This window comes from Trinickia sp., from assembly GCF_051954495.1.
GTDB lineage: Bacteria > Pseudomonadota > Gammaproteobacteria > Burkholderiales > Burkholderiaceae > Trinickia.
The window spans coordinates 1-20,278 of sequence record NZ_JBQCHR010000054.1 but is presented as its reverse complement, the minus strand read 5'-3'; the positions used below and the strand labels follow the sequence as shown (position 1 = coordinate 20,278).

17 protein-coding genes and 1 pseudogene are annotated in these 20,278 nt (G+C 62.6%); 7 read left to right on the top strand and 11 right to left on the bottom strand.

The window, feature by feature from the left end:
- Nucleotides 1-1,557, top strand: coding sequence for a cellulose biosynthesis protein BcsG (gene bcsG / locus ACTHNR_RS08720; RefSeq protein WP_440547178.1), 1,557 nt, complete (start codon nucleotides 1-3; stop codon nucleotides 1,555-1,557).
- Nucleotides 1,554-1,793 (top strand): hypothetical protein, encoded by a 240-nt coding sequence (locus tag ACTHNR_RS08715; RefSeq protein WP_440547177.1) that lies wholly within the window; start codon nucleotides 1,554-1,556, stop codon nucleotides 1,791-1,793. The genes bcsG and ACTHNR_RS08715 overlap by 4 nt, the downstream gene beginning before the upstream one ends.
- 101 nt (nucleotides 1,794-1,894) lie before the next feature.
- Here ACTHNR_RS08715 and cydB read toward each other — a convergent pair whose 3' ends face one another.
- The 8 genes from cydB to glmS form a co-directional block, all read right to left on the bottom strand.
- On the bottom strand, nucleotides 1,895-2,896 hold the full coding sequence (cydB, locus tag ACTHNR_RS08710) for a cytochrome d ubiquinol oxidase subunit II (protein WP_440547176.1): 1,002 nt from the start codon (nucleotides 2,894-2,896) through the stop codon (nucleotides 1,895-1,897).
- Between the two features lie 82 nt (nucleotides 2,897-2,978).
- The gene (locus ACTHNR_RS08705; protein WP_440547175.1) at nucleotides 2,979-4,367 is read right to left on the bottom strand and encodes a cytochrome ubiquinol oxidase subunit I; all 1,389 of its coding nucleotides are present in this window, start codon (nucleotides 4,365-4,367) and stop codon (nucleotides 2,979-2,981) included.
- Nucleotides 4,368-4,749: 382 nt separating this feature from the next.
- On the bottom strand, nucleotides 4,750-5,028 hold the full coding sequence (locus tag ACTHNR_RS08700) for a BrnA antitoxin family protein (protein WP_440547174.1): 279 nt from the start codon (nucleotides 5,026-5,028) through the stop codon (nucleotides 4,750-4,752).
- A complete protein-coding gene (locus ACTHNR_RS08695) occupies nucleotides 5,012-5,305 on the bottom strand; it encodes a BrnT family toxin (RefSeq protein ID WP_440547197.1) in 294 nt (97 codons plus the stop codon). The genes ACTHNR_RS08700 and ACTHNR_RS08695 overlap by 17 nt, the downstream gene beginning before the upstream one ends.
- Nucleotides 5,306-5,522: 217 nt before the next feature.
- On the bottom strand, nucleotides 5,523-7,352 hold the full coding sequence (gene tssF / locus ACTHNR_RS08690) for a type VI secretion system baseplate subunit TssF (protein WP_440547173.1): 1,830 nt from the start codon (nucleotides 7,350-7,352) through the stop codon (nucleotides 5,523-5,525).
- Nucleotides 7,353-7,513: 161 nt separating this feature from the next.
- Entirely contained in the window at nucleotides 7,514-7,960 is a 447-nt protein-coding gene (locus ACTHNR_RS08685) for a hypothetical protein (protein ID WP_440547172.1), read from the bottom strand.
- A 45-nt stretch (nucleotides 7,961-8,005) separates the two neighbouring features.
- Complete coding sequence (locus ACTHNR_RS08680; RefSeq protein ID WP_440547171.1) at nucleotides 8,006-8,359, bottom strand: hypothetical protein; 354 nt, start codon at nucleotides 8,357-8,359, stop codon at nucleotides 8,006-8,008.
- A gap of 123 nt (nucleotides 8,360-8,482) precedes the next feature.
- Nucleotides 8,483-10,312 (bottom strand): glutamine--fructose-6-phosphate transaminase (isomerizing), encoded by a 1,830-nt coding sequence (gene glmS, locus ACTHNR_RS08675; protein ID WP_440547170.1) that lies wholly within the window; start codon nucleotides 10,310-10,312, stop codon nucleotides 8,483-8,485.
- A 220-nt stretch (nucleotides 10,313-10,532) separates the two neighbouring features.
- Here glmS and ACTHNR_RS08670 point away from each other — a divergent pair, with 220 nt between their 5' ends.
- The 3 genes from ACTHNR_RS08670 to ACTHNR_RS08660 all read left to right on the top strand — a co-directional run bounded on the left by ACTHNR_RS08670 (nucleotide 10,533) and on the right by ACTHNR_RS08660 (nucleotide 13,720).
- Complete coding sequence (locus tag ACTHNR_RS08670) at nucleotides 10,533-11,027, top strand: Lrp/AsnC family transcriptional regulator (protein ID WP_440547169.1); 495 nt, start codon at nucleotides 10,533-10,535, stop codon at nucleotides 11,025-11,027.
- 212 nt (nucleotides 11,028-11,239) lie between these two features.
- Nucleotides 11,240-12,415 (top strand): GGDEF domain-containing protein, encoded by a 1,176-nt coding sequence (locus tag ACTHNR_RS08665; protein ID WP_440547168.1) that lies wholly within the window; start codon nucleotides 11,240-11,242, stop codon nucleotides 12,413-12,415.
- Nucleotides 12,416-12,499: 84 nt separating this feature from the next.
- Nucleotides 12,500-13,720, top strand: a complete 1,221-nt coding sequence (locus ACTHNR_RS08660; RefSeq protein WP_440547167.1) for a diguanylate cyclase domain-containing protein — start codon at nucleotides 12,500-12,502, stop codon at nucleotides 13,718-13,720.
- An 825-nt stretch (nucleotides 13,721-14,545) separates the two neighbouring features.
- Here the strand turns inward: ACTHNR_RS08660 and ACTHNR_RS08655 are convergent.
- Entirely contained in the window at nucleotides 14,546-15,133 is a 588-nt protein-coding gene (locus tag ACTHNR_RS08655; protein WP_440547166.1) for an IMPACT family protein, read from the bottom strand.
- A gap of 362 nt (nucleotides 15,134-15,495) precedes the next feature.
- On the opposite strand from ACTHNR_RS08655, the gene ACTHNR_RS08650 reads away from it, so the two are divergent.
- Complete coding sequence (locus ACTHNR_RS08650; protein WP_440547165.1) at nucleotides 15,496-16,797, top strand: UDP-N-acetylglucosamine 1-carboxyvinyltransferase; 1,302 nt, start codon at nucleotides 15,496-15,498, stop codon at nucleotides 16,795-16,797.
- 132 nt (nucleotides 16,798-16,929) lie between these two features.
- On the opposite strand, the gene ACTHNR_RS08645 is transcribed toward ACTHNR_RS08650, so the two are convergent.
- Entirely contained in the window at nucleotides 16,930-17,469 is a 540-nt protein-coding gene (locus ACTHNR_RS08645; protein WP_440547164.1) for a DUF4142 domain-containing protein, read from the bottom strand.
- Between the two features lie 175 nt (nucleotides 17,470-17,644).
- Between ACTHNR_RS08645 and ACTHNR_RS08640 the strand changes: the two genes are divergently transcribed.
- A complete protein-coding gene (locus ACTHNR_RS08640; RefSeq protein ID WP_440547163.1) occupies nucleotides 17,645-18,355 on the top strand; it encodes an MgtC/SapB family protein in 711 nt (236 codons plus the stop codon).
- A gap of 1,010 nt (nucleotides 18,356-19,365) precedes the next feature.
- On the opposite strand, the pseudogene ACTHNR_RS08635 reads toward ACTHNR_RS08640, so the two are convergent.
- Nucleotides 19,366-20,235, bottom strand: a pseudogene (locus ACTHNR_RS08635) (HAD-IIB family hydrolase); the annotation flags it as partial.
- Between the last annotated feature and the right edge of the window lie 43 nt (nucleotides 20,236-20,278).

The following is a 20,278-nucleotide window of genomic DNA, read 5'->3' as shown; positions in this document are numbered from 1 at the left end:
ATGACGTTCTGGAATCTTTATTTCATCCTGAAACTGTTTCTGTTCGCGACGGGACACTTGAAACCGGTGTGGCTCGCGAACATTGCGTTCGTCGCGCTGCTTGCCTTGACGAGCCCCATTCGTCATCGCGGCTTGCGCGCATTGCGGTTCATCGGGGGGCTGGCCGTTGGGGTGCCGCTGCTTTATTACGAAGCGATCGTTCCGCCGTTCTCGCGCGTGATCGAAGAGTTTTCGGGGCTTGAATCGTTCACGGCCCGCTACTGGTGGGAGCTGGCGCAGCGGTTCTTGCCGCCTGCGCTCATCATCGGCGTGCTTGCCGTGATCATCGGCCACTGGATCGTCAATCGGTGGCTGCGCGTGACGACGTTCGTCGTGCTCGCATTGGTCGTCTTGCCGGTATGGAATGCCGCGAATCTCGTCGTCACGGCGGCGCAGAACGTCTCGGCGGCAGGCGCACGCAAGGGTAACAACGTCGTCGAACAGCCGCTCGATCACAATGCCGCGCTGGCGGCGTTCCGCACGGCGGAGTCCCAGCGACAGGTGACGTTCGGCAAACTCAGCAGCGATCCCAACCAGCAATTCGACGTCATCATTCTGCATATCTGCTCGTTGTCGTGGGACGATCTCGACGTCTCGAAGGCGCGCGATAACCCGATGCTGAGCCACTTCGACTACCTGCTGACGAACTTCAGCACAGCCGCGAGCTATAGCGGCCCCGCCGCCATACGCGTGTTGCGCGCGAGCTGCGGACAAGAGGCGCACGCCGATCTTTACAAACCGGCGCCGCAGCAGTGTTACTTGCTCAGCGATCTGGCGCGGGCGGGATTCACGCCGCAAGTGCTGATGAATCATGACGGCCACTTCGACAACTTCCTCGACCTGGTCAAGCAGAACGCGGCCGTACCGAATATCCCGATCGAGTCGAACGCGAACGCGACGGTGTCGATGCATGCGTTCGACAACTCGGTCATTCATGACGATTATTCGACGTGGTCGAATTGGTACGCACAGCGCGCGCAGACACCGGGCCCCGTCGCGCTCTACTACAACACGATCAGCTTGCACGACGGCAACCGCATCGTCGGCAAGGAAAACTTGACGAGCATCGCGTCGTACCCTTATCGCGTCAACACGCTGATGAACGAAGTCGACCAGCTGGCCGATCTGATCGCGAAGTCGGGCCGCCGCGCCGTCATCGTATTCGTGCCCGAGCACGGCGCCGCGCTGCGCGGCGATGAAAACCAGGTAGCCGGATTGCGAGAGATTCCGACGCCGCGTATCGTTCATGGCCCGGTGGGCGTGCGGATCGTCGGACTGCCCGGAGCGCATGGACCGACGACCGTCATCGACAGCCCGACGAGCTTCCTCGCCCTGGCGCAGTTGTTGTCCAACCTGGTGTCGAACAGCCCCTTCAAGCCGGGCGCCGTGCTGTCGCAATATGCGTCCGGTTTACCGCAAACACAGATGGTCGGCGAAAACGAAGGGACTGTGACGATGAAAACAGCGACGGGCTATGCTGTGAAGACGCCCGACGGCGTATGGGTGGATGAAAAGTGACGAACGAGACGAACGGTACCGGCTGGCCCGTCAACGACATCGGCGGGCTCGCTCGCGAGGTGCCCGAGGTCGATCCTCGGCGCTACTTCGACGAGCAAGCGCGCGTGGCTTACGAGGAGGCGCTCGTGAAGTGGCCGGTCCTCGCGCGGCTGATGGGGCTGGTCGACGAGGAAGGCAACGAGCAGCCGCCTGTCACCGCGACACCGCAAACAGCGTCGCATTCATTAAAAGCTTGAACGCTTCGCCGAGCAGTACGGCGCCGGCGACGCCCGCGCACCACAGCGCGATGAACCAGACCCAGCGGGGCACCGCCACGCGGCGCGTGGCGCGCGGGCCTTTAGTGATAAAGATGTTCGCCATGGCGCACCTTCCCGCGAAATACCCAATAGCCCAGCATCGTATAGGCGACGATGATCGGCAAGATCACGACGGCGCCCGTCAGCGTGAACTTCAGCGTGCGTTCGGGTGACGCGGCTTGCCACAGCGTGACCGATGACGGAATGGCATAAGGCCACAGCGTCGCGAGCAGCCCCGCATACCCGAGCACGACGAATGCCGTGGCGAGCACGAACGGGCGCGTGTGATGACGCTCGCGCGCCGCGCGTCGCATCAAGTACGCGCAGATCGCGACGAGGAAAGGCGCGGGCAGCATACGGCGGAACCATTCGCTGTCGAACCAGCGCGCCGCCACGTTGGGCTCTTGCAGCGGCGTCCAAACGGTGACGGCTACGATGAACGCGATCAGCACGAGCGTCAGCGGCCAAACGAGGCGATGCAGCCGGCGTTGCAGATCGCCCTCGGTCTTGGCGACGAGCCAACAGCAGCCGAGCAACCCATAGGTTACGACGACGCCCAGCCCCGTCAACAGCGTGAACGGCGTGAGCCAGCCGAACGCGCTGCCGGCGAATTCGCCATCCGTCAGCGGAATGCCTTGCACGAATGCGCCGAGCGACACGCCCTGGAAAAATGCCGCGCCCGTCGATCCTCCGATGAAGGCGAGATCCCACAAGTGCTTGGTGCGCGAGGCTTTTCCCCGGATCTCGAACGATACGCCACGCAGAATCAAACACGCGAGCATGGCGACGAGCGGCAGATAGAGCGCGGACAACACGGTTGCGTAAACGAGCGGAAACGCTCCGAACAACGCCGCGCCGCCGAGCACGAGCCACGTCTCGTTGCCGTCCCACACGGGGGCGACCGTGTTCATCATGAGATCGCGTTCTTGTTCGTCGGGGAAGAGCGGAAAGACGATCCCGATGCCGAGATCGAAGCCGTCCAGTACGACGTAAATCAAAAGACCGAGCGCGATGATCGCGGCCCAGACGACGGTAACGTCCATGATGTGCCTCGAAAAACTTGAAGAAAATGACTGGCGGTGTTCTGCTTCGTCCGCTTTGGCTCGATACCCGTGGGCCGAAGGCTCAAGCCGTGGCGACGAGCGAGCGGCGGCCGTCTCGGTGCGGCTCGGAGGCCTGGTCGTCGTCCGGCGTAATGTTCGGGCCCGCGTTCATGAGCTTGAGCATGTAATAGATGCCCGTGCCGAACACGAGGAAGTACACGACGACGAATGCCATCAGCGAGATGCCGACCTGCTGAGCCGTGAGCGGAGAGACGGCTTGAGAGGTTCGCATGACGCCGTAGACCACCCACGGTTGCCGGCCGACCTCCGTGGTGACCCAGCCCGCGAGCAGCGTGATGAAGCCGCTCGGACCCATTAGGAGCGCGAAACGATGAAACCAGGCAGTATCGTAGAGACGGCCGCGGCGATCGAGCACCCAGGCAATCACGGCCAACGCGATCATGAGTATGCCGAGCCCGACCATCACGCGGAAACTCCAAAACACCACCGTCGAATTCGGCCGATCTTCGCGCGGGAATGATTTCAAGCCACGGATTTCGCCGTCCCAGGTGTGCGTAAGCAGCAGGCTGCCCAAGTGCGGGATGGAGAGCGCGTAGCGTGTGGTTTCGCTTTGCATGTCCGGCAAACCGAACACATTCAGGGCCGTGCCGTTCGTTTCGGTGTCCCAGAGGCCTTCGATCGCGGCGATCTTCGCGGGCTGGTAACGCAGCGTATTGAGGCCGTGCTGATCGCCGACGAACGCTTGCAGCGGCGCAATGGCGAGCAGCATCCACATGGCCAGCGAGAACGTCTTCTTGATGGCCGGATCGCGACGCCCCTTGAGCAGATGCCAAGCCCCCGTCGCGGCGACGAGCAGGGCCGCGACGAGAAAGGCGGCCAGCGTCATGTGCACGAGGCGATAGGGGAACGACGGGTTGAAGACGATCTGAAACCAGTCGACGGGGACGGCGCGTCCGTCCTCGATCGCGAATCCTTGGGGCGTTTGCATCCAGCTGTTCGACGCCAAAATCCAGAACGCGGACATCAGGGTGCCGACGGCCACGGTGGCCGTGGCGGCGAAGTGCGCGCGTGGACCGACGCGATTCCAGCCGAACAGCATGATCCCGAGAAAGCCGGCTTCGAGAAAGAACGCGGTCATGACCTCGTAGGTCAGCAGCGCGCCCGTGATCGGCCCCGCGAATTTCGAGAAGCTTGCCCAGTTCGTGCCGAATTCGTAGGCCATGACGACGCCGGACACCACGCCCATGCCGAACGCGATGGCGAAGATCTTCGACCAAAAGAGGCAGAGATCCTTGTAATACGCTTTGCCGGTTTTGAGCCAGCGCCATTCGAGGACGGCGATGAAACTCGATAAGCCGATGCTGAGGGCGGGGAAGACGATGTGAAACGAGACGGTGAACGCGAATTGAATGCGCGCGAGGTCGAAGGCGCTGAGCGAAGACGATTCCATAACGTGATACCGATGACGAGCGACGCACGCCGGCTGATGTCGACGCGCACTGCATGAGCAGCCGGTCGCAAGAGTAGAGCAGTGAGGGAAAAAATGCTGCGCCGCGCAGGGCGGGGCCCGCGGGAGGAAGGTGCGGCAATCTACCGTATCGACAGCGATTAAAGCGCTGACGCGAAAGCGATTTTTCGCCGCGATGCACCACGCGCGCGGCGCCGCGACTTGGCCGCGCTGCGGCAATACACCGCGCTTACGCGCGGTGCTCGCTTGATCGACATCGACTACGTGTGAGAAGACCGTGTGCTACGCGGCGGTGGTCTGCGCTGAAGCGAGCGATGCTTCGGAAGACCGATGAGATCCGATGGGCGGAAGCCGGTATAAGCGATTACGCAAGCTGGTGCGTATAGAGCCATTCGCGTAGCGCGTTGTTCATGCGCGTCTGCCAACCTTCGCCGCTTGCCCTGAACCGCTCGATGATGTCGGCGTCGTAGCGCACCGTCAGTGCAACCTTCGGATGTTCGAGCTTGGGCCGGCCGCCGCGCCGTTTCATTTGTGCGAACTGCGGATCGGTGGGCACGAACGTATCGGGATCGCTGTCGATGCCGCGCTGGATGGCGGCGTCTTCTTCCGGTGTGGGAACGTGCAGCTTAGGTTTGTTCGACATAACGTTTGACCTCTCGCGAATTAGCTTTGCGCAAGCTGATGACTCGGAACGTACGACCACGCTGTGTGAAGACGACGCAGTACAAATAGCCATCGAGTTGGGCGTAGCCGATCTCCCGCAACTCGCCGTAATCGCGTCGGCAGTCGGGGGCGCACCAGACCGCGCGCCAGTCGATGAACTCCGCCAGCTTCAGCGAGACGCCGTGCTTTCGCAGGTTGGCCTCATTCTTCGCCGGGTCGAACGTTGTGTTGCCGGTTATTGTAGGTACGAAAAGCATAATGTGCAAGCCAGAATTTGTAGTTGCAAAAACTGGCGGCTTCCACGGCACGAGACGACCGTCGCATTGTGTTCGGTGCGCATGCACCCGAAGGTCGGATGCAGCGTGGAACCGCCTCAGGCGAGCCTAAGGGTTGCGCACCTGCGGCGACTGCTTTTAGCGGAATCTCGGACTACAAATGACCGAACGGTAGAGGGCGGCGGGGCGAAATCGCAGGCTACAGCAGCGCGACCGCCCCTCGCCGCGGTTCGCACCGGCGCAGCACGGCGCCCGTGCTCTTCGTCACGACAACGAGTTGCACGAAGCTGTTTTCCGGTGCGAAGGGGGCGAAGAAGCGATCCATCACGTCGATGAACGCGCTGATGCTGCTGCCGGAAAACGCTGGCTCATCGACGGCGAGCGTTACCTCGATGCCGCGCACGAGCGAAGGGCACGGCTCCATCACGATCCATTGCATCGTCGATCGCGAGCCGATGAACGTAATGCCTTCGATATGGCGCGTGGGCGTGGGGGAGAGCGCCGCGAATTGACGCAAGAGCCGTTTGATCTCGTCGAGGCCATCGGCGCTGAGCGCCATCGCCTGCGGCGTGAACTGCGCGAGCAGGCGCCATAACGACCCGTTGCTGTACTGGGCACGCAAGCTTTCCGTGGGCCGGCGCAAGAACACGAGCCGACCGGCTACCGATCCGCCTTCGACGATGAGATCGCCCGCTGTCGAGCCATAAGGCAACGTCGAGGGTGCATGCAGATTCGTGCAGGTGACGTCGAGGGCGACCTGTGTGACCGGGACGGCCGCCGGCTGCCCGTCGAGGCCGACGAATGCGAGCTTCGTATCGTGCGAGCCGCGACGCTCGAGGTTTTCCTCCGTGCGAGCGACCCAATAAGGCCCGTTCAATGCGGCCGCGCTTCCGTGCATCAATCCAAAGAACGGCTGAAATGCCGATGGGCTGGAAGCGGATTGCTTTTCAGGATAAACCGCATCGACCGAATACACTTCGACGTCGGCCGCCTCCGACGACTTCTGCATCTTTGGGGCGACGAGGTATGAGTGAGTGACCGCGTCGATTTTGATCGGCTCGGACTTCGCTGGGAACAGATTGACGACGGGCGTGCAAAAGAGCTTGAGGTGACGCTCGCTCAACTGCGCGACGCGCTGACCGGCCCATGAATCCTCGTGCAGCCCTTCGACGGCCACGTAGAGCGTCAGCGATCTGCATCGTCCCGCAGCTGCGAGCATCGACGCCGAGTCGAGATCGACGAAGTCGAACTTGTCGGGGAAGGCGAAGTATTCCGCGAGCAGCCGGAACGGCGCGGATGCATCGCCCCCTTCCTTGATGAGCGCATCCTCCGTCGCGAAACCGGCCGCGGCGATCGGCAGGCGTTCCAGTGCAATCCAGCGCCCGGAGCCGTCGGCTTCGACGAAGGCTTTGGTTGCGCGCAATAAGAACGTATCGGTCAGCGCCGTCACGACCTCGCGTTGACCGTGCAGGTGCAGGCGAATCGTCGACGGGGCGATCGCATTGAGCGCGGCAGCCGTCGATGCGGATGCGAAGGTGATGGCGATGAGCCCGGCCGTATCGGGCGGCAACGACGCGTTGGCCGGAGCGGACGCGCTTGGTCGATAGCGCGCGGCGGCAATGCGCATCGGCGCGAGCGTGACGTCATAGGCCGTTCGAAAGCGGCATGACTGCACTTTTGTGACGACATCGGCGCCGCGTTCGATTTTGACGGGGCCCGAGAGGCCTTCGAATAACCCTTCGATATCGAACTCGACGATCGAGCACGATGGGTAAGGACGCAAATATTGCGGATAAATTGCCTCCAGCATGCTTTCCGTGAATTCCGGATATTCGTCGTGAAGCCGCGTGTCGATGCGTGAGGCAAGCAGAGCGAACGATTGGAGCATGCGCTCGACGTGAGGATCGTCGGAATGTTCGCCGGAAATCGCTAAACGGGCGGCTATTTTCGGATACCTCGCCGCAAAATCATGCAAAGAGCGGCGCAGCATGGCGAGTTCACGTTCGTAATGCGGAAGCAGGTCTTCCATTGGAAAAATCCGATTTCGAGAAGGCTTGCGGGCGGGGCGCCCTTAGGATGAGGCCGTCAGGGGCGCCGAATCGAGTGAATCGAATATTACAGGAAGTGGTCCATTCGAATGCCACGGTATTCCGATGCCTTCCCCTTACGCTATAGGCTACCGATGAACGCTCAGCTATTGCCCGCTTCAATCATGACTTGTTCGACGTAGGAAAAGCGACGCCAGCCTTCGATACCGGCGAAGGCGCATTCGATACCATGCGCCGCAGCCGCTTCCGTGAATTTCGAGACGCAAAGCGCCTTTAATTCGTCGATGGCTTCGGCTGTGAAATCGTCGCCGCTGACGAACGAAATCGCGGTGATGAGGCGGTGTTGCGATTCTCGGAAATCTTCGTCGTTTCCGCAGATGTCGTAGGCGGCATCTTGCACATCGGCGCTATGCGGGTACATCGACGGCAAGCCGCGGTACTCGGCCGCAATGGCTGAATACGCATCGTCACACACGTGGTGCACGGCGTCGGGGATCTCCCCGTCGAATTCGGCGGTCAACCCCGCGAGCTGAAATTGAACGGCAATCCAGGCTTCCTCGAGCAGAGGCTTGCTGGTCGACACGGCCATCTTCGGTTCCTTCGGTTAGGCCGATACTGGACGCGTTTGCGCCGATCAGCGAGTGATGTTGGGTTTTGCGCCGTTCGAGTCGACGCGCAGCACGTTGCCTTCGGGCGTGTAGACAGGCGGACGATTCCACGCGTGCGACGCGGCGTTGACGGGTTCGGCATGCGCCACGCGCTGCCGTTTCGTCGGCTTCCGGGTGCTGACGGCCACGCGCGAGGGTTTCGCCTTGGCCGACCGCTTTGCCGCGAGTTGGCATGTTGCGGCCGCCGGCTTGTGGCTGGCGACATGGCGCGTGTGCCGCGCATGCCCGGCCTCCGGCGGATTCCAGACTTCGCGATAGCGTTCGCCCGCATGGGCGACGCAAGCCCCTGCCAGCAGCATGACACACAAAACACGCAACATCTTATCTCCCAGGCTCCGAGGTGGGCGAACCGTGTGCCCTGGCTGGGACACTGAACCGGGCCAGTTCGCTATCGACGATTGGAAGATAGCATACTGTATAAATAAACAGGTGTCATGCCCCCTTCACTCCACCGTCACCGACTTCGCCAAATTCCTCGGCTTATCGATATCCGTCCCTCGCGCGAGCGCCGCGTGAAACGCGAGCAGTTGCATCGGAATGGTATGCAAGATCGGCGATAGCGGTCCGTAGTACTCATTGAGCCGAATCACGCTCACGCCCTCGCTCGACGACAACCCGCAATCCACATCGGCGAACACGAAAAGCCGTCCATTGCGGGCGCTGACCTCATGCATATTCGACCGCAGCTTCTCGAGCAGCCGATCGTTCGGCGCCACGGCAACCACGGGCATCTCGTCGCTCACCAGCGCCAGCGGCCCATGCTTGAGTTCTCCCGCCGCATAGGCCTCGGCGTGGATATACGAAATCTCCTTCATCTTGAGCGCACCTTCGAGCGCGGTCGGGAAGTGCATCCCACGCCCGAGAAACAAGATGTTCTCCTTGCGCGTCAGGGTTTCCGACCACCCCATGATTTGCGGCTCGAGGGCAAGCACCCTGCTCATCGCATCCGGCAGATGACGAAGCGCGTGCAGATGCAGCCGTTCGTCGTCATCGCTCAACCGTCCGCGAATCTGCGCCAACGTGAGCGTCAAAAGAAACAACGCAACCAACTGCGTCGTAAACGCCTTCGTCGACGCAACACCGATCTCGATCCCCGCCCGCGTCATGAAGTTGAGCGCGCATTCGCGCACGAGCGCACTCGTCGGCACATTGCATATCGCCAGCGTATTGACCATGCCCAGACGCTTGGCCACTTGCAGCGCGCCCAGCACGTCGGCTGTTTCTCCACTCTGCGATACCGCCACGACGAGCGTCTTCGGATTCGGCACACTGTCGCGATACCGAAATTCGCTGGCGATCTCGACGCTTGCCGGCAACCCGGCCAGACTTTCGATCCAATACTTGGCCGTCAACGCCGCGTGATAACTGCCGCCGCACGCCAGCAGCAGCACCGAATCCACGGCGTTCAATACGCGCCACGCGCTATCGCCGAAGAGTTCGGGCATGACCGACGTGACATCGAGCAGCGTATCGGCCACCGCTCTCGGCTGCTCGAAGATTTCTTTTTGCATGTAATAGCGATAGCCGCCCAAGTCGGCCGCACCGCTATGGGCGGCGACTTTCTGCACGGGTCGTTCGACGCGCCGGCCGTCGCCGTCGACGATCCAATGGCGGTGCAGCTGAACGTCGACAACGTCGCCGTCTTCCAGATAAACGATGCGATCGGTCTCGTTCGACAATGCGATTGCATCGGAGGCGAGGAAGGTTTCGCCGTCACCCACGCCGACCACGAGCGGCATGCCTTCGCGCGCCCCCACGATACGATGCGGTTCGTCTCGGCACATGACGGCGATCGCGTAGCTGCCGCGTAGCCTTCCCGCCGCGGCCTTGACCGCTTCGAACAGATCGCCGTCGTAAAGATGGTCGATCAGGTGGACGATCGTCTCACTGTCGGTTTGACTGGCGAACACGTATCCATGCTGCTGCAGTTCCGCACGCAGCGCATCGCAATTCTCGATGATGCCGTTGTGCGACAGCGCGATGCGCGCGTTTTCATCGCTCGGAGAAAAGTGCGGGTGAGCATTGGTCGTGATCGGCGCGCCGTGCGTCGCCCAGCGTGTGTGAGCGATGCCCGTATAGCCCGAGAGCGCGACTGCTGCGATGTCGGCCTGCAATGCGGCGACGCGTTCGACGCTGCGTGCCCGAACGAGTCGCCGATCTTGATACGCCACGACGCCGCAGGAGTCATAGCCCCGATATTCGAGCCGCTTGAGCCCATCGACCAAAGTGGGCAGGACGTTTCGTTGAGCGACCGCGCCGACAATTCCACACATCTCGTCTTCTCCGTTAGGCGACTCCGGGCCGAGTCGACGGAACCGATCGTAAGATGGGCTGAATGAAACGTTCTTTCAAAAAACTCGTGTCGATGAAACGAAAGGACCACAACGTGGCCGCATGAAATAAAATTGCACAGATTCGACAGGACGGAAGCTCGGATCCAGTAAGATTCAGCCTGAAATTAAATTTCACTAACGATACCGACGGAGACGGGGCATGCCGCGGCTCGAACTCGACGAACTCGATCGGCGAATTCTCGCGATTCTTCAAACGGACTCCTCGCTGTCGAACATCGATTTGGCGCAAAGGGCGCTCGCCTCCGCGCCCACGTGCTTGCGTCGTGTTCGTCGGCTCAAGGAAGCCGGGTTGATCGAGCGCGAAGTGGCGATCCTCGACTTTTCGAAGATCGCATCGACGGTGACGGCCGTCGTCGAAGTCAGCTTAGATAGGCAGGCGGCCGAGGATTACGATGCCTTCGAACGCCATGTGTGCGCCGACCGGGCCGTGACGCAGTGTTATCGTGTCTCGCCCGGGCCCGATTTCATCGTCATCGTGGAATTGCCCGATATGCGCGCTTACGACGAATTCGCCCGGCGTCTTTTTACGCAATCGTCGAACGTGCGCAACGTCCGGACGTTCTTTTCGATGCGCCGGGCCAAATTCGAATCGGGCCCGCCCATCGACACCATGCTCGAGAAGGCAGCGGGGTAGGGTAGCCCGTAGCCGGCGCGGCGCTCGATTGCGCATAGGCCTGCCGTATATGCGCCGTTCCGGCAATGGCTTGTGTTCCCGCGCAACACCTTGTTCGGCGCGGCCATCGAGTGCGATACGATATGCCCGATACGGGGGCGCTGGCCGTGGGTTGCCACGGGGCGGTTACGCCCCGTGCCTGTCGAATTCACGAGCCAACGATTTCCATCACCATGCCAAGCACCGTCGCGCTACTCGGCGTCGCCATCATGTCGTGCGTGATGAGCGCCGCAGTACTCGCCTCGCTATTGCGGGCCGGCGTGGCGGGCGTACCGCGCTGGTGCGCGGCCTACGGCATGTTTACCGTGGCGCTCGCGCTGGTGATCGCGGGCACGCATGTGCCGATGTGGCTCGGCACGATGGTCTCCCACACGCTGTTCCTCGTGGCCAGCTTGGTCATCCTGCAAGGGGTGCGGGAGTTTTTCGGGCGGCCGCTTGCGTCGCCGATGGAGTACGTCCTCGTCGTCGCCATCTGCGTCGTGATGTTCTATCTGACGTACGTCGATTCCAATCTGGATGCCCGCGTGACGATCAGTTCTGCCTACTTTGCTTATGTGCGAGTGGCGATTGCTTGGACGGCTGTGCGCTACCGGCCGCCGAAACGACCCAAGTACAACTATTACTTTCTGGCCATTTCGGCGTTCGTCGGAGCTCAACTGCACGCGGCGCGCGCCATGACGTACGGCTTCGGCTTCGACCACCAGACCGCTTTTCTCGATCCCTCGCCGCTCAATGTGGCCTTCCTTGGTCTGGGCATTTTGAGTTTTCCGTTCATGTCGATTGCGATGGTCATGTTGGCGCATGACCAGTTAGCGCAGCGCATGGAGCGGCTCGCGACGATCGACGAACTGACCGGCGCGCTCGTTAGGCGCGCGTTCATGGAGCGCGCGGAGTCTGCGATGGTGACCGCCCGGGCGCGTGGAACGCCGCTTGCGCTGGCGATATTGGACATCGACAACTTCAAGGCGGTCAACGATCGCTATGGCCATGCCGCGGGCGATCGCGCGTTGGCGCATTTCGGGGCGATGGTGTCGAAGTGGTTGCGCCCGGGGGACTCGTTCGGGCGCCTAGGCGGTGAGGAGTTTGCCGTTTTGTTCCGCTCGACGCGGGAAGCCGAGGCGCTTCAGCTCACCAATGGTCTGCGCGCGGTCGTCGCGGCCCGCCATGGCGATAGCACGCCGTACACGTTCAGCGCGGGCGTCGACGAGTTCGAGCGCGGCGACACGCTAGCGCGCGTCATGGTCCGGGCCGATGCGGCCCTTTACGCCGCAAAGGCCTTGGGCCGCGATTGCGTCGTCACGGCGCAGGCCGACGACGGGCCCGGCGAGCGAATCGAACAGCCCGGCTGACGCGCATGACAGCCGTGAAGCGGCGACGACGGTCGACTATTATTGAACTCGTCAGATCAAACGCCCCGAGGGCGGGAGAAAGCCTTGCCTAGCCGGTTGTTTCGTTTGGCGCGGCACGATCGCAATCGTTTTGTCGCCTTATATCTTTTGCTCGTTGCGGGCTTGCTCCTTGCCGCGGCGGTCTTCATCTACGAAGCGCGCGTCATCCTTCGAGACGGCGTGTCGCAAGAGCGTGCCGTCGCCGTGCTCGGCATCGCCAGCCGGACACTGGACGATCTGCAGGATGCGGAGACGGGGCAACGCGGCTATCTGCTGACCGGTTCGCCCGATTACCTTCGCCCTTACGAGCGCGGTACGCGCGATGTCGAGGATGCCATACGGCAGTTGCAACAGACCCTCGATGGCGATCCCGCGTCGATGACGATCGTTCGACGTATCGACGAGCTGCAGCGCGAAAAGCTGGCCGAACTGTCGCTGACCATCGATTTGTCCCGTGGCGGCGACTGGCGCGAGGCCATCGCGCTCGTCAAGACGGACGAAGGCAAACGGCAGATGGACAAGTTGCGCGGCGAATTCGATTCGCTGCGGGGGCTTTGGGAGGCGCGCCGTCACGCCGCGCTCGACGATGCGCGTAGCCGCTTGGTGTTCGGTACGGGCGCATTGGCCGTCGTCGCGATTTTTGTCGGCGGGTTATTGGCTTATGGCCTCGTCGTTCAGCAACGGGCGTTCGCCAATATCAGCGCATATTCGGAGGCGATGAACCGCGAGGCGGGCTGCGATCCGCTGACCGGCTTGCCGAATCGACGCAGGTTGCTGGCCACGCTCGATGCGCTGGCCTCGCGTCCGGATATCGATCGGTGCAAAGTCGCGCTGCTTTATCTCGATGTCGACGGGTTCAAGGCAGTGAACGATGTCCTCGGCCACAGTGCCGGGGATGCCTTCTTGCGGCGGCTTGCCAAGTGGCTTTCTGCGGTCGTGCGGCGCGAGGACGTTCTGGCGCGTGTGGGCGGCGACGAATTCGTCGCAGTCCTAACCGACTATGGCGACGATGAGGATTTGCGCCAACTCGCGCGCCGGCTCATCGCGCAAGCACAGGCGGTCGCTCAAGCGGAATATGCGGGCCGATTCGCGATTGGGCTGAGCGTCGGCATCGCGACGTATCCCGATCGCGTGAAGAACGTGCGGCAGCTGATCGATGTCGCCGATGCCGCGATGTACGCGGCCAAGCGGGAGAGGTCGTCGACGTTTCGCTTCGGGCCTGTCACGGCGAACGACAGCGAGTACGACATGAGGGTGATGAAGTAGTCTTGGCGCGGCCGCAAGGCGATGGGCCCTACCCAGGGAAGAGGCAGGGCCCGTCTACTGCAACTTCGAGGTGAGGTGAAGCTACTGCTAGGGGTGCTGCCACTACCAGGGGTGCTGCCACTGCAACTGCTAGGTGCTGCTATTCCGAGGTGAGGTGCTGCAAGTAAAGCTGGTGCTTCCGGTGTCGCCAACTGCGGTACTGCCCATCAGGTACTCGTTACTGCCAGGTGCTTCGAACCGCTAGATGCTTCGAACTGCTAGATGCTTCGAACTGCTAGATGCTTCGAACTGCTAGATGCTTCGAACTGCTAGATGCTTCGAACTGCCAGGTACTTCGAACTGCCAGGTACTTCGAACTGCCAGGTACTTCGAACTGCCAGGTACTTCGAACTGCCAGGTACTTCGAACTGCCAGATACTTCCGACTACGCTTTGCTTCGAACCGCTAGGTACCGCTAACTACTGGGTACTGCCAACTGCGACTACGCACTGCCCGAACCCCGGTTTTGAGCCTTGCCAGCGATAACCCTGATCGTGCCGAGTGGAATCGCTTAACCGCTGTCTAACTTCTAGCTTCGACTGCCTTGCGCCACGTTGCATCGCGAGGGCTTCGTGGATGGAGCCAACGTCTCGCTCCATGGAAAACAGTGTAGTCCCGCCCGCGAAAATCCAATTGGGTGAAAGGAGTGAGTTTTTGCGCTCAATTCGGCAGATGGGGGGGGCCGCAAGGCGGCGATGAGCACCGCGAAGGCGTCGCTTGGCGACCCGACGGAACGGGGACGCATGCGGGGCAGGGCGCGGCGATCCCGGGGCGCCGCAGTCTTCGCTAATCGGGAAAGCCGGCCCGCCCTTGCGTCAGGTCGGTCAGCGCATCGCGGGCGGCATCGCACATCGTCGCGGGCATGCGCATGTGCAGGCGCACGGACATCCCATAGTGGCTTTCGAGAAGTTCGACCCCTTCCTGTTCGATCCAGCGCCGCACGCGCGCTTCGTCGGGATAGCCGATTTCGATCGCCAATTGCGCCTGGGCGATGCGCTCGATACGCGTTGCCCCTTGCAGGGCGCTCGCGATGGCGTCGGTATAGGCCCGCACCAGCCCGCCGGCGCCGAGCTTGACGCCGCCGTAGTAGCGCACGACGGCCGCGAGCACGCCGTCCAGATCGTGGTGGCGCAGGACTTCGAGGATCGGCCGCCCCGCCGTGCCCGACGGCTCGCCGTCGTCCGACATGCCCGATTGCCCACCGGCCAACAGGGCCCAGCAGACGTGCGTGGCCCCCGGATGGGCCTCGCGCAGCCCGCGCAGCATCTCTATGGCGGCATCGCGGTCGGCAACGGGAATGGCATGCGCGATGAAGCGGCTTTTGCGGATCTCGAGTTCGGCCGTGACGGGGACGGCGAGCGTAAACGTGGGCAAGGCGCAGTTATCCCCAGATTATGTTGGCAAGGCTGTGAATAACATGCTCATAGACGATGCAAGTGCTTGATGCGAAAGCGACAGTCGCCCGCGTTCGCGTTTGTGGCACCCGCTCTGGGCGAAGCGATCGGCGAACGCCGGGCGGGCGGGATTTCAATGAGTGGAAAGTGCGCTGGCGCCAAGCGCCGTGCGCCCTTCGATATGACGAAAAACGACCCGCCGTGTGCGATTATCGGTTGCGTAAGCCGAAATTGGCAATTGCGGGCCGCGCGAGCAAGTTTCTCGTCCACCCCCGGCTCGACGTGGCATGATATGCGCCTGCGTTTCTCTGCCACGCCCCTTTCACCCGTTTTGCCCCACCTATGTCCGATCTAATCGTCCATGGCGGCCTCCCGCTTCGCGGAGAGATCACGCCGTCCGCCAACAAGAACGCCGTACTGCCGATTCTTTGCGCCACGCTGCTGACCGACCAGCCGCTGCGGCTCATCGGCGTGCCCGAGATCACCGACGTCAAAAAAATCCTCGACATTTTCCGCGCGCTCGGCAGCGAGGTGTCGATGGATTTTTCGACGGGTGTCCTCGATTTGCATCACCACGCCACCGCATTCGATCCGGTCAAGCATCGTTTGCCGGAGGAAATGCGCTCGTCCATCATGCTCGTGCCGCCGCTGCTCGCGCGTTTTGGCGTGGCCCGGCTTGAAAACGACGTGAAGGGCTGCACGCTCGGCGTGCGCGAGATCGATCCCCACGTCGAGGTGTTCGAACGTTTCGGCGCGCGCGTGGAGCGCACGCCCGATTCGCTGATCGTTCGCGCCCAAACGCGCATGGCCGCGAACGATCATTGGCTCGACTACGCGTCGGTCACCACCACCGAGAATTTCGTGCTGTGCGCGGCCTGTGCATCGGGCACGTCCACGCTCGTCAATGCAGCGTCGGAGCCTCACGTTCAAGAGTTTTGCCGGTTCATCGCGATGCTCGGCGTACCCATCGAAGGCATCGGCACGTCGCGGCTCATCGTCGAAGGCGGCCAGCGCCTTGGCGGCGGGGAGTTTCGCTTCAGCGAAGATTTCCATGAGATCGCGACGTTCTTGGCGCTCGGCGCGATCACCGGCGGCGACATCGTCGTCAAGAACAGCGCGCCGGAACAGTTTCCGCTGATCGATCGGACGTTTGCGAAGTTCGGCATCGATCTCGTGCATCGCGATGGCTGGTCGCGCGCCTTGCGCGATGGGCCGCTGCGCGTGCGGCGGCCGTTCACGCCCAATATCCTCACGAAGATCGAGGCCGCTCCGTGGCCGTACCTTCCGGTCGACCTCTTGCCGATCTTCATCGCGCTCGGCGTTCGAGCCGAAGGCAGCGCGATGTTCTGGAACAAGGTGTACGACGGCGCGATGGGATGGTCCGTCGAACTGTCCAAGTTCGGCGCGCACGTGTTCCTTTCCGATCCGCATCGGCTCATCACCTTCGGCGGCATTGCCTTGAGCCCGGCGAAAGTCGAAAGCCCCTACATCATTCGAGTCGCCATCGCGTTGCTGATGGTCGCCTCGAGCATCGAAGGGCGCTCGGTCATTACGAATGCGCTGCCGATCCGGCGCGCGCATCCGCATTTCGTCGAAAACCTGCGCTCGGTGGGCGCGAACGTCGAATGGACGAAAAGCGACTGACGGTGAAATCACCGAGTGTGCTGGCTAAAGACGGGCCGTAGACGATGAGACCATGCGCGGGCATGGCTTCATCGTCGCGGCTTCCGGGCGCTCGCACGGCGCCTTGATGGCCGGCGCCGCTTTTGTAGTGCGTTATTCCTTCACGCCTTTCTTCTTGGCGAGATCCTGCGCCATCTGATAGTGGCGTTCGATCGTCGGCAGTCCCTTTTGCGCGAGTTTCTTCAGGTCGGCGTTTTGGCCATCGGAGATCTCCTTTTTGAAGGCGGCGACGGCGTCTTCATGACCCTTCAGCCCGATCTTCGCGATATAGGCATCGTTGAACTCCTTGCCCTTGAGCGGCTTGAGCTCGTCCAGCACGCTCGTATCGGAGTTGTCCTTCGGCACCTCGACGCCGTGCGGCGCAGCCATTTTCAATTGGGCGGTCAACTTCGTGTGGTCGAGCATCATGTGATGGGCGAACGATTTGACGTCCTTGTCGTTCGAGTTCTTCTGCGCGAGCTTGGCCGCGTCGATTTCGGTGGACGACGACATCGAGGCTGCCTGCACGAAATCGCGATCGGGTTCGGGCAGCGGATTGGCGGCGGTGGTCGATGCGGCTTGTGTTTGCGCCTGCGCGATGCCGATCGGCAGGAGCAGGGCGCAGCAGGTCAAGGCTAGTGCGGTTCGCTTCATTGTGTCTCCCTTGAAAACATTGGACAAGTCGATGCGCGTTCAGATGAATGGGGGCGCGCACCGTGGCTGCTGCGCCGCAAACCCCATACCCGAAATTCGACCGTCGCGGGAGCATGGCGGGCGTGGCGTTTGCTGCTCACGGAACATGCCTGTTACCAGACCACGCACCTGACGAATGGAGACGATGCCGCTCGCACTGGATTGGCCGGATATCGTCGCGCGACTCGCGTGCGCGTTGGCGGCGGGCGCCGCCTTTGGCGTGAATCGCAGCGAATCGGGCAAGGCGGCCGGGTTGAGGACGACGATTCTCGTCTGCCTCGCGGCCTGCGTCGCGATGCTGCAGGCCAACGCATTGCTCGACCAAGCCGGCAAGGCCAAGGACGGCTTCGCCACGCTCGATTTGATGCGGCTTCCGCTAGGCATCTTGACGGGCATGGGGTTCATCGGCGCCGGCGCCGTCCTGCGCAAGGACGGGCTCGTCATCGGCGTGACGACCGCCGCGACGCTCTGGTTCGTCACCGTCGTCGGTCTGTGCTTCGGCGGCGGGCAACTTCGACTCGGGTGGGTCAGCGTCGGGCTGGGCATCGCCGTGCTTTGGGGTTTGCGTTTTATAGAGCGAAAGCTCGAGCGGGGGAAGGCGGCTTGGATCACGGTGTGCTACCCGTTGGACGCCGATTGTCCGCAACGGCTCAAAGACCGCCTCGCGCAAATCGGCTGTTCGTTGGAGCCGCGCGGCGCTCGGTTCAATGAAGCCGACGGTATGTGCGAAGGGCGGCACCTCGTCCGCTGGAAGGAGCCGTTCGACCGGCACGCCGTCGCACCGTCCTTCGACGCATTGGGGCGCGCCAGCGGAGCCGTGTCGCTGCAGTGGTCGATGGTCGATTAGGAGAAGACGTGAGGCGCCGCGCTCGCGCGCCCGACGCCTGCCCGATTCGGCGCAGCCGTCGCTTACGATGCACGCAGCGGTGGCAGCGACGGGTTTTCCGGCTGCGTGTAGCGTCGCTCGATCGCATCGCGAATGCGGGCGCGGCTGCTGTCGGCGTCTCGCGACGCTTGCTGTTCGATCGCGCGTGCCTCGGTTGCCAGTTCCTCATCGCCGATGACCTCGCCGAACCAGCGCGAGTAGTCGCCTCGGTCCAAATGAAACTGCCACGTGTCGGCGTCGACGCCTTCAGCAATTTCGAGGAACAGTACGAGGTTGTGGGCACGCAGGTTCAGCTTGCCTTCAGGGCCGCGGAAATAGAAGCTCCGTTCGGGGATCAACAATCCTTCCGCGTATTTGCGATGATGCCGGCGGCGTTGCGTGGTGCCCGGTTCCACCGCTACGACGAACGTTTCGTGGCTGCTACCGGCCTGTCCCTCGGGCTTGGCTTTGCCCTTGCCCTTGGCTACCGGAGCGGTTGCCGGGGGCGGGCGCCAAACGAGCAATTCGCCGCGTTCGAGCGTCTGCGCGCTGCGCAGCGATGCCGGCGCAGGCACTCCGACCGAAGCGGCGAACGCCGCCAGGGTTTTGTCGGGGTGCGTACCGGTCGCCAGAGCGACGTTGACCTGCCGCAGGAAGGCTTGGGCGACCTGGTCCGGGTGCACCGTGACGGCGAGCGCCGTCTCCAGCATGGACGGCAGCGATTGATCGGCCGGGTCCCAGTTGGCGGGAAACAATTGATGCGCCTCTTCGAAGACGAGCCAATGCGGCCGGCCCGTCTGGACTCTCAGCGCCTGAAGGCGCAACAGCAGGCTTGCGCAGTAGCGCGGGCGGTCCGCCAACGGCACGCGCAGCAGGTTCACGGCAACGCTTTGCTTGGCGTTGCTCAGCAGTTGAACGGCGCTATCGAGCGAAGGTGTCGTGTGCGCATCGCCCAGCGCAACGAGGTCCCCTTCGTGCCCGTAGTCGCCTTCGGGATCGAAGATGCAGGCTTGGTAGCCGGCGCGGCCCAGCCGTTCGAGCAACGCAGCTGTAGCGGTCGATTTGCCGCCGCCCGATGGGCCGGCCAGCAGCGCGATCGTGCCGTGCGCATCTAGCAAAATCGGCTCGCCTTGGCGCCCCGTGCGCCGATGTCCGAGCAGAACCTTGCAGCGATCGAGCGCCGATGCGCGGCTCTTCAGATCGTCTTTGACGAGCGCATCGGCAAGCTCGGCCACACCGCGTCCGCTCGCGTGCGGCGTCACCCAGTCGGCGTGTGCTTTCAGCGCGGGCAATGCGTTGTCCACGGCGACCGAAAACCCGCATGCTTCAAGCAACGGGTGGTCGTTCTCCGCGTCGCCGACGCCGACCACGTTCAGCGGCGAAATCTCCAATTCGTCGAGCGCGGCGCGCAGGCCTGTCGCCTTGGTCACGCCCGGGGCAAGGATCATGACGGCGTCGCCGTTGAACACGACGTGCAGGTCGAGCCCCAGGTCGCGTATCGCTTCGAGGGCGATGCGCTCGTTTGGCTTCATCGTCGCCACGAGCGTCTCGCTGACGCTGAAGTGGTGCATGCCGCGTTGGCGTAGCGCATCGACGAACGCCTGCGGTGGAGCCGGTGCGAGAAGGCGCTTCTCGCCGCGGTCGGGGCGATAGAGAACGCCGCCGTTTTCGGCAACGACGCGCGAGAACACGTCCAGGCGCGGGCAAACGGAACGTAAATCGTCCAATTCGCGGCCGCTCACCAAAACGAGTTGACGGCCCGATTGGCGCAGCCGTTCCAAGGCCGCCCAGGTATGATCGGCGACTTGGCCGTCGGTGGCGATCGTATTGTCGTAATCGGTTGCGAGCGCAACGAATCGCATGATCAAGCTCCTTCGAGCGAAGCGGCGGACGGGGTGCGAAGGC

Coding starts and splice junctions, on each gene's coding strand:
- bcsG (WP_440547178.1), top strand. CDS start 1: ATGACGTTCTGGAATCTTTATTTCATCCTGAAACTGTTTCTGTTCGCG.
- cydB (WP_440547176.1), bottom strand. CDS start 2,896: ATGGACGTTACCGTCGTCTGGGCCGCGATCATCGCGCTCGGTCTTTTG.
- ACTHNR_RS08705 (WP_440547175.1), bottom strand. CDS start 4,367: ATGGAATCGTCTTCGCTCAGCGCCTTCGACCTCGCGCGCATTCAATTC.
- ACTHNR_RS08700 (WP_440547174.1), bottom strand. CDS start 5,028: ATGTCGAACAAACCTAAGCTGCACGTTCCCACACCGGAAGAAGACGCC.
- ACTHNR_RS08695 (WP_440547197.1), bottom strand. CDS start 5,305: ATGCTTTTCGTACCTACAATAACCGGCAACACAACGTTCGACCCGGCG.
- tssF (WP_440547173.1), bottom strand. CDS start 7,352: ATGGAAGACCTGCTTCCGCATTACGAACGTGAACTCGCCATGCTGCGC.
- ACTHNR_RS08685 (WP_440547172.1), bottom strand. CDS start 7,960: ATGGCCGTGTCGACCAGCAAGCCTCTGCTCGAGGAAGCCTGGATTGCC.
- ACTHNR_RS08680 (WP_440547171.1), bottom strand. CDS start 8,359: ATGTTGCGTGTTTTGTGTGTCATGCTGCTGGCAGGGGCTTGCGTCGCC.
- glmS (WP_440547170.1), bottom strand. CDS start 10,312: ATGTGTGGAATTGTCGGCGCGGTCGCTCAACGAAACGTCCTGCCCACT.
- ACTHNR_RS08670 (WP_440547169.1), top strand. CDS start 10,533: ATGCCGCGGCTCGAACTCGACGAACTCGATCGGCGAATTCTCGCGATT.
- ACTHNR_RS08665 (WP_440547168.1), top strand. CDS start 11,240: ATGCCAAGCACCGTCGCGCTACTCGGCGTCGCCATCATGTCGTGCGTG.
- ACTHNR_RS08650 (WP_440547165.1), top strand. CDS start 15,496: ATGTCCGATCTAATCGTCCATGGCGGCCTCCCGCTTCGCGGAGAGATC.
- ACTHNR_RS08645 (WP_440547164.1), bottom strand. CDS start 17,469: ATGAAGCGAACCGCACTAGCCTTGACCTGCTGCGCCCTGCTCCTGCCG.
- ACTHNR_RS08640 (WP_440547163.1), top strand. CDS start 17,645: ATGGAGACGATGCCGCTCGCACTGGATTGGCCGGATATCGTCGCGCGA.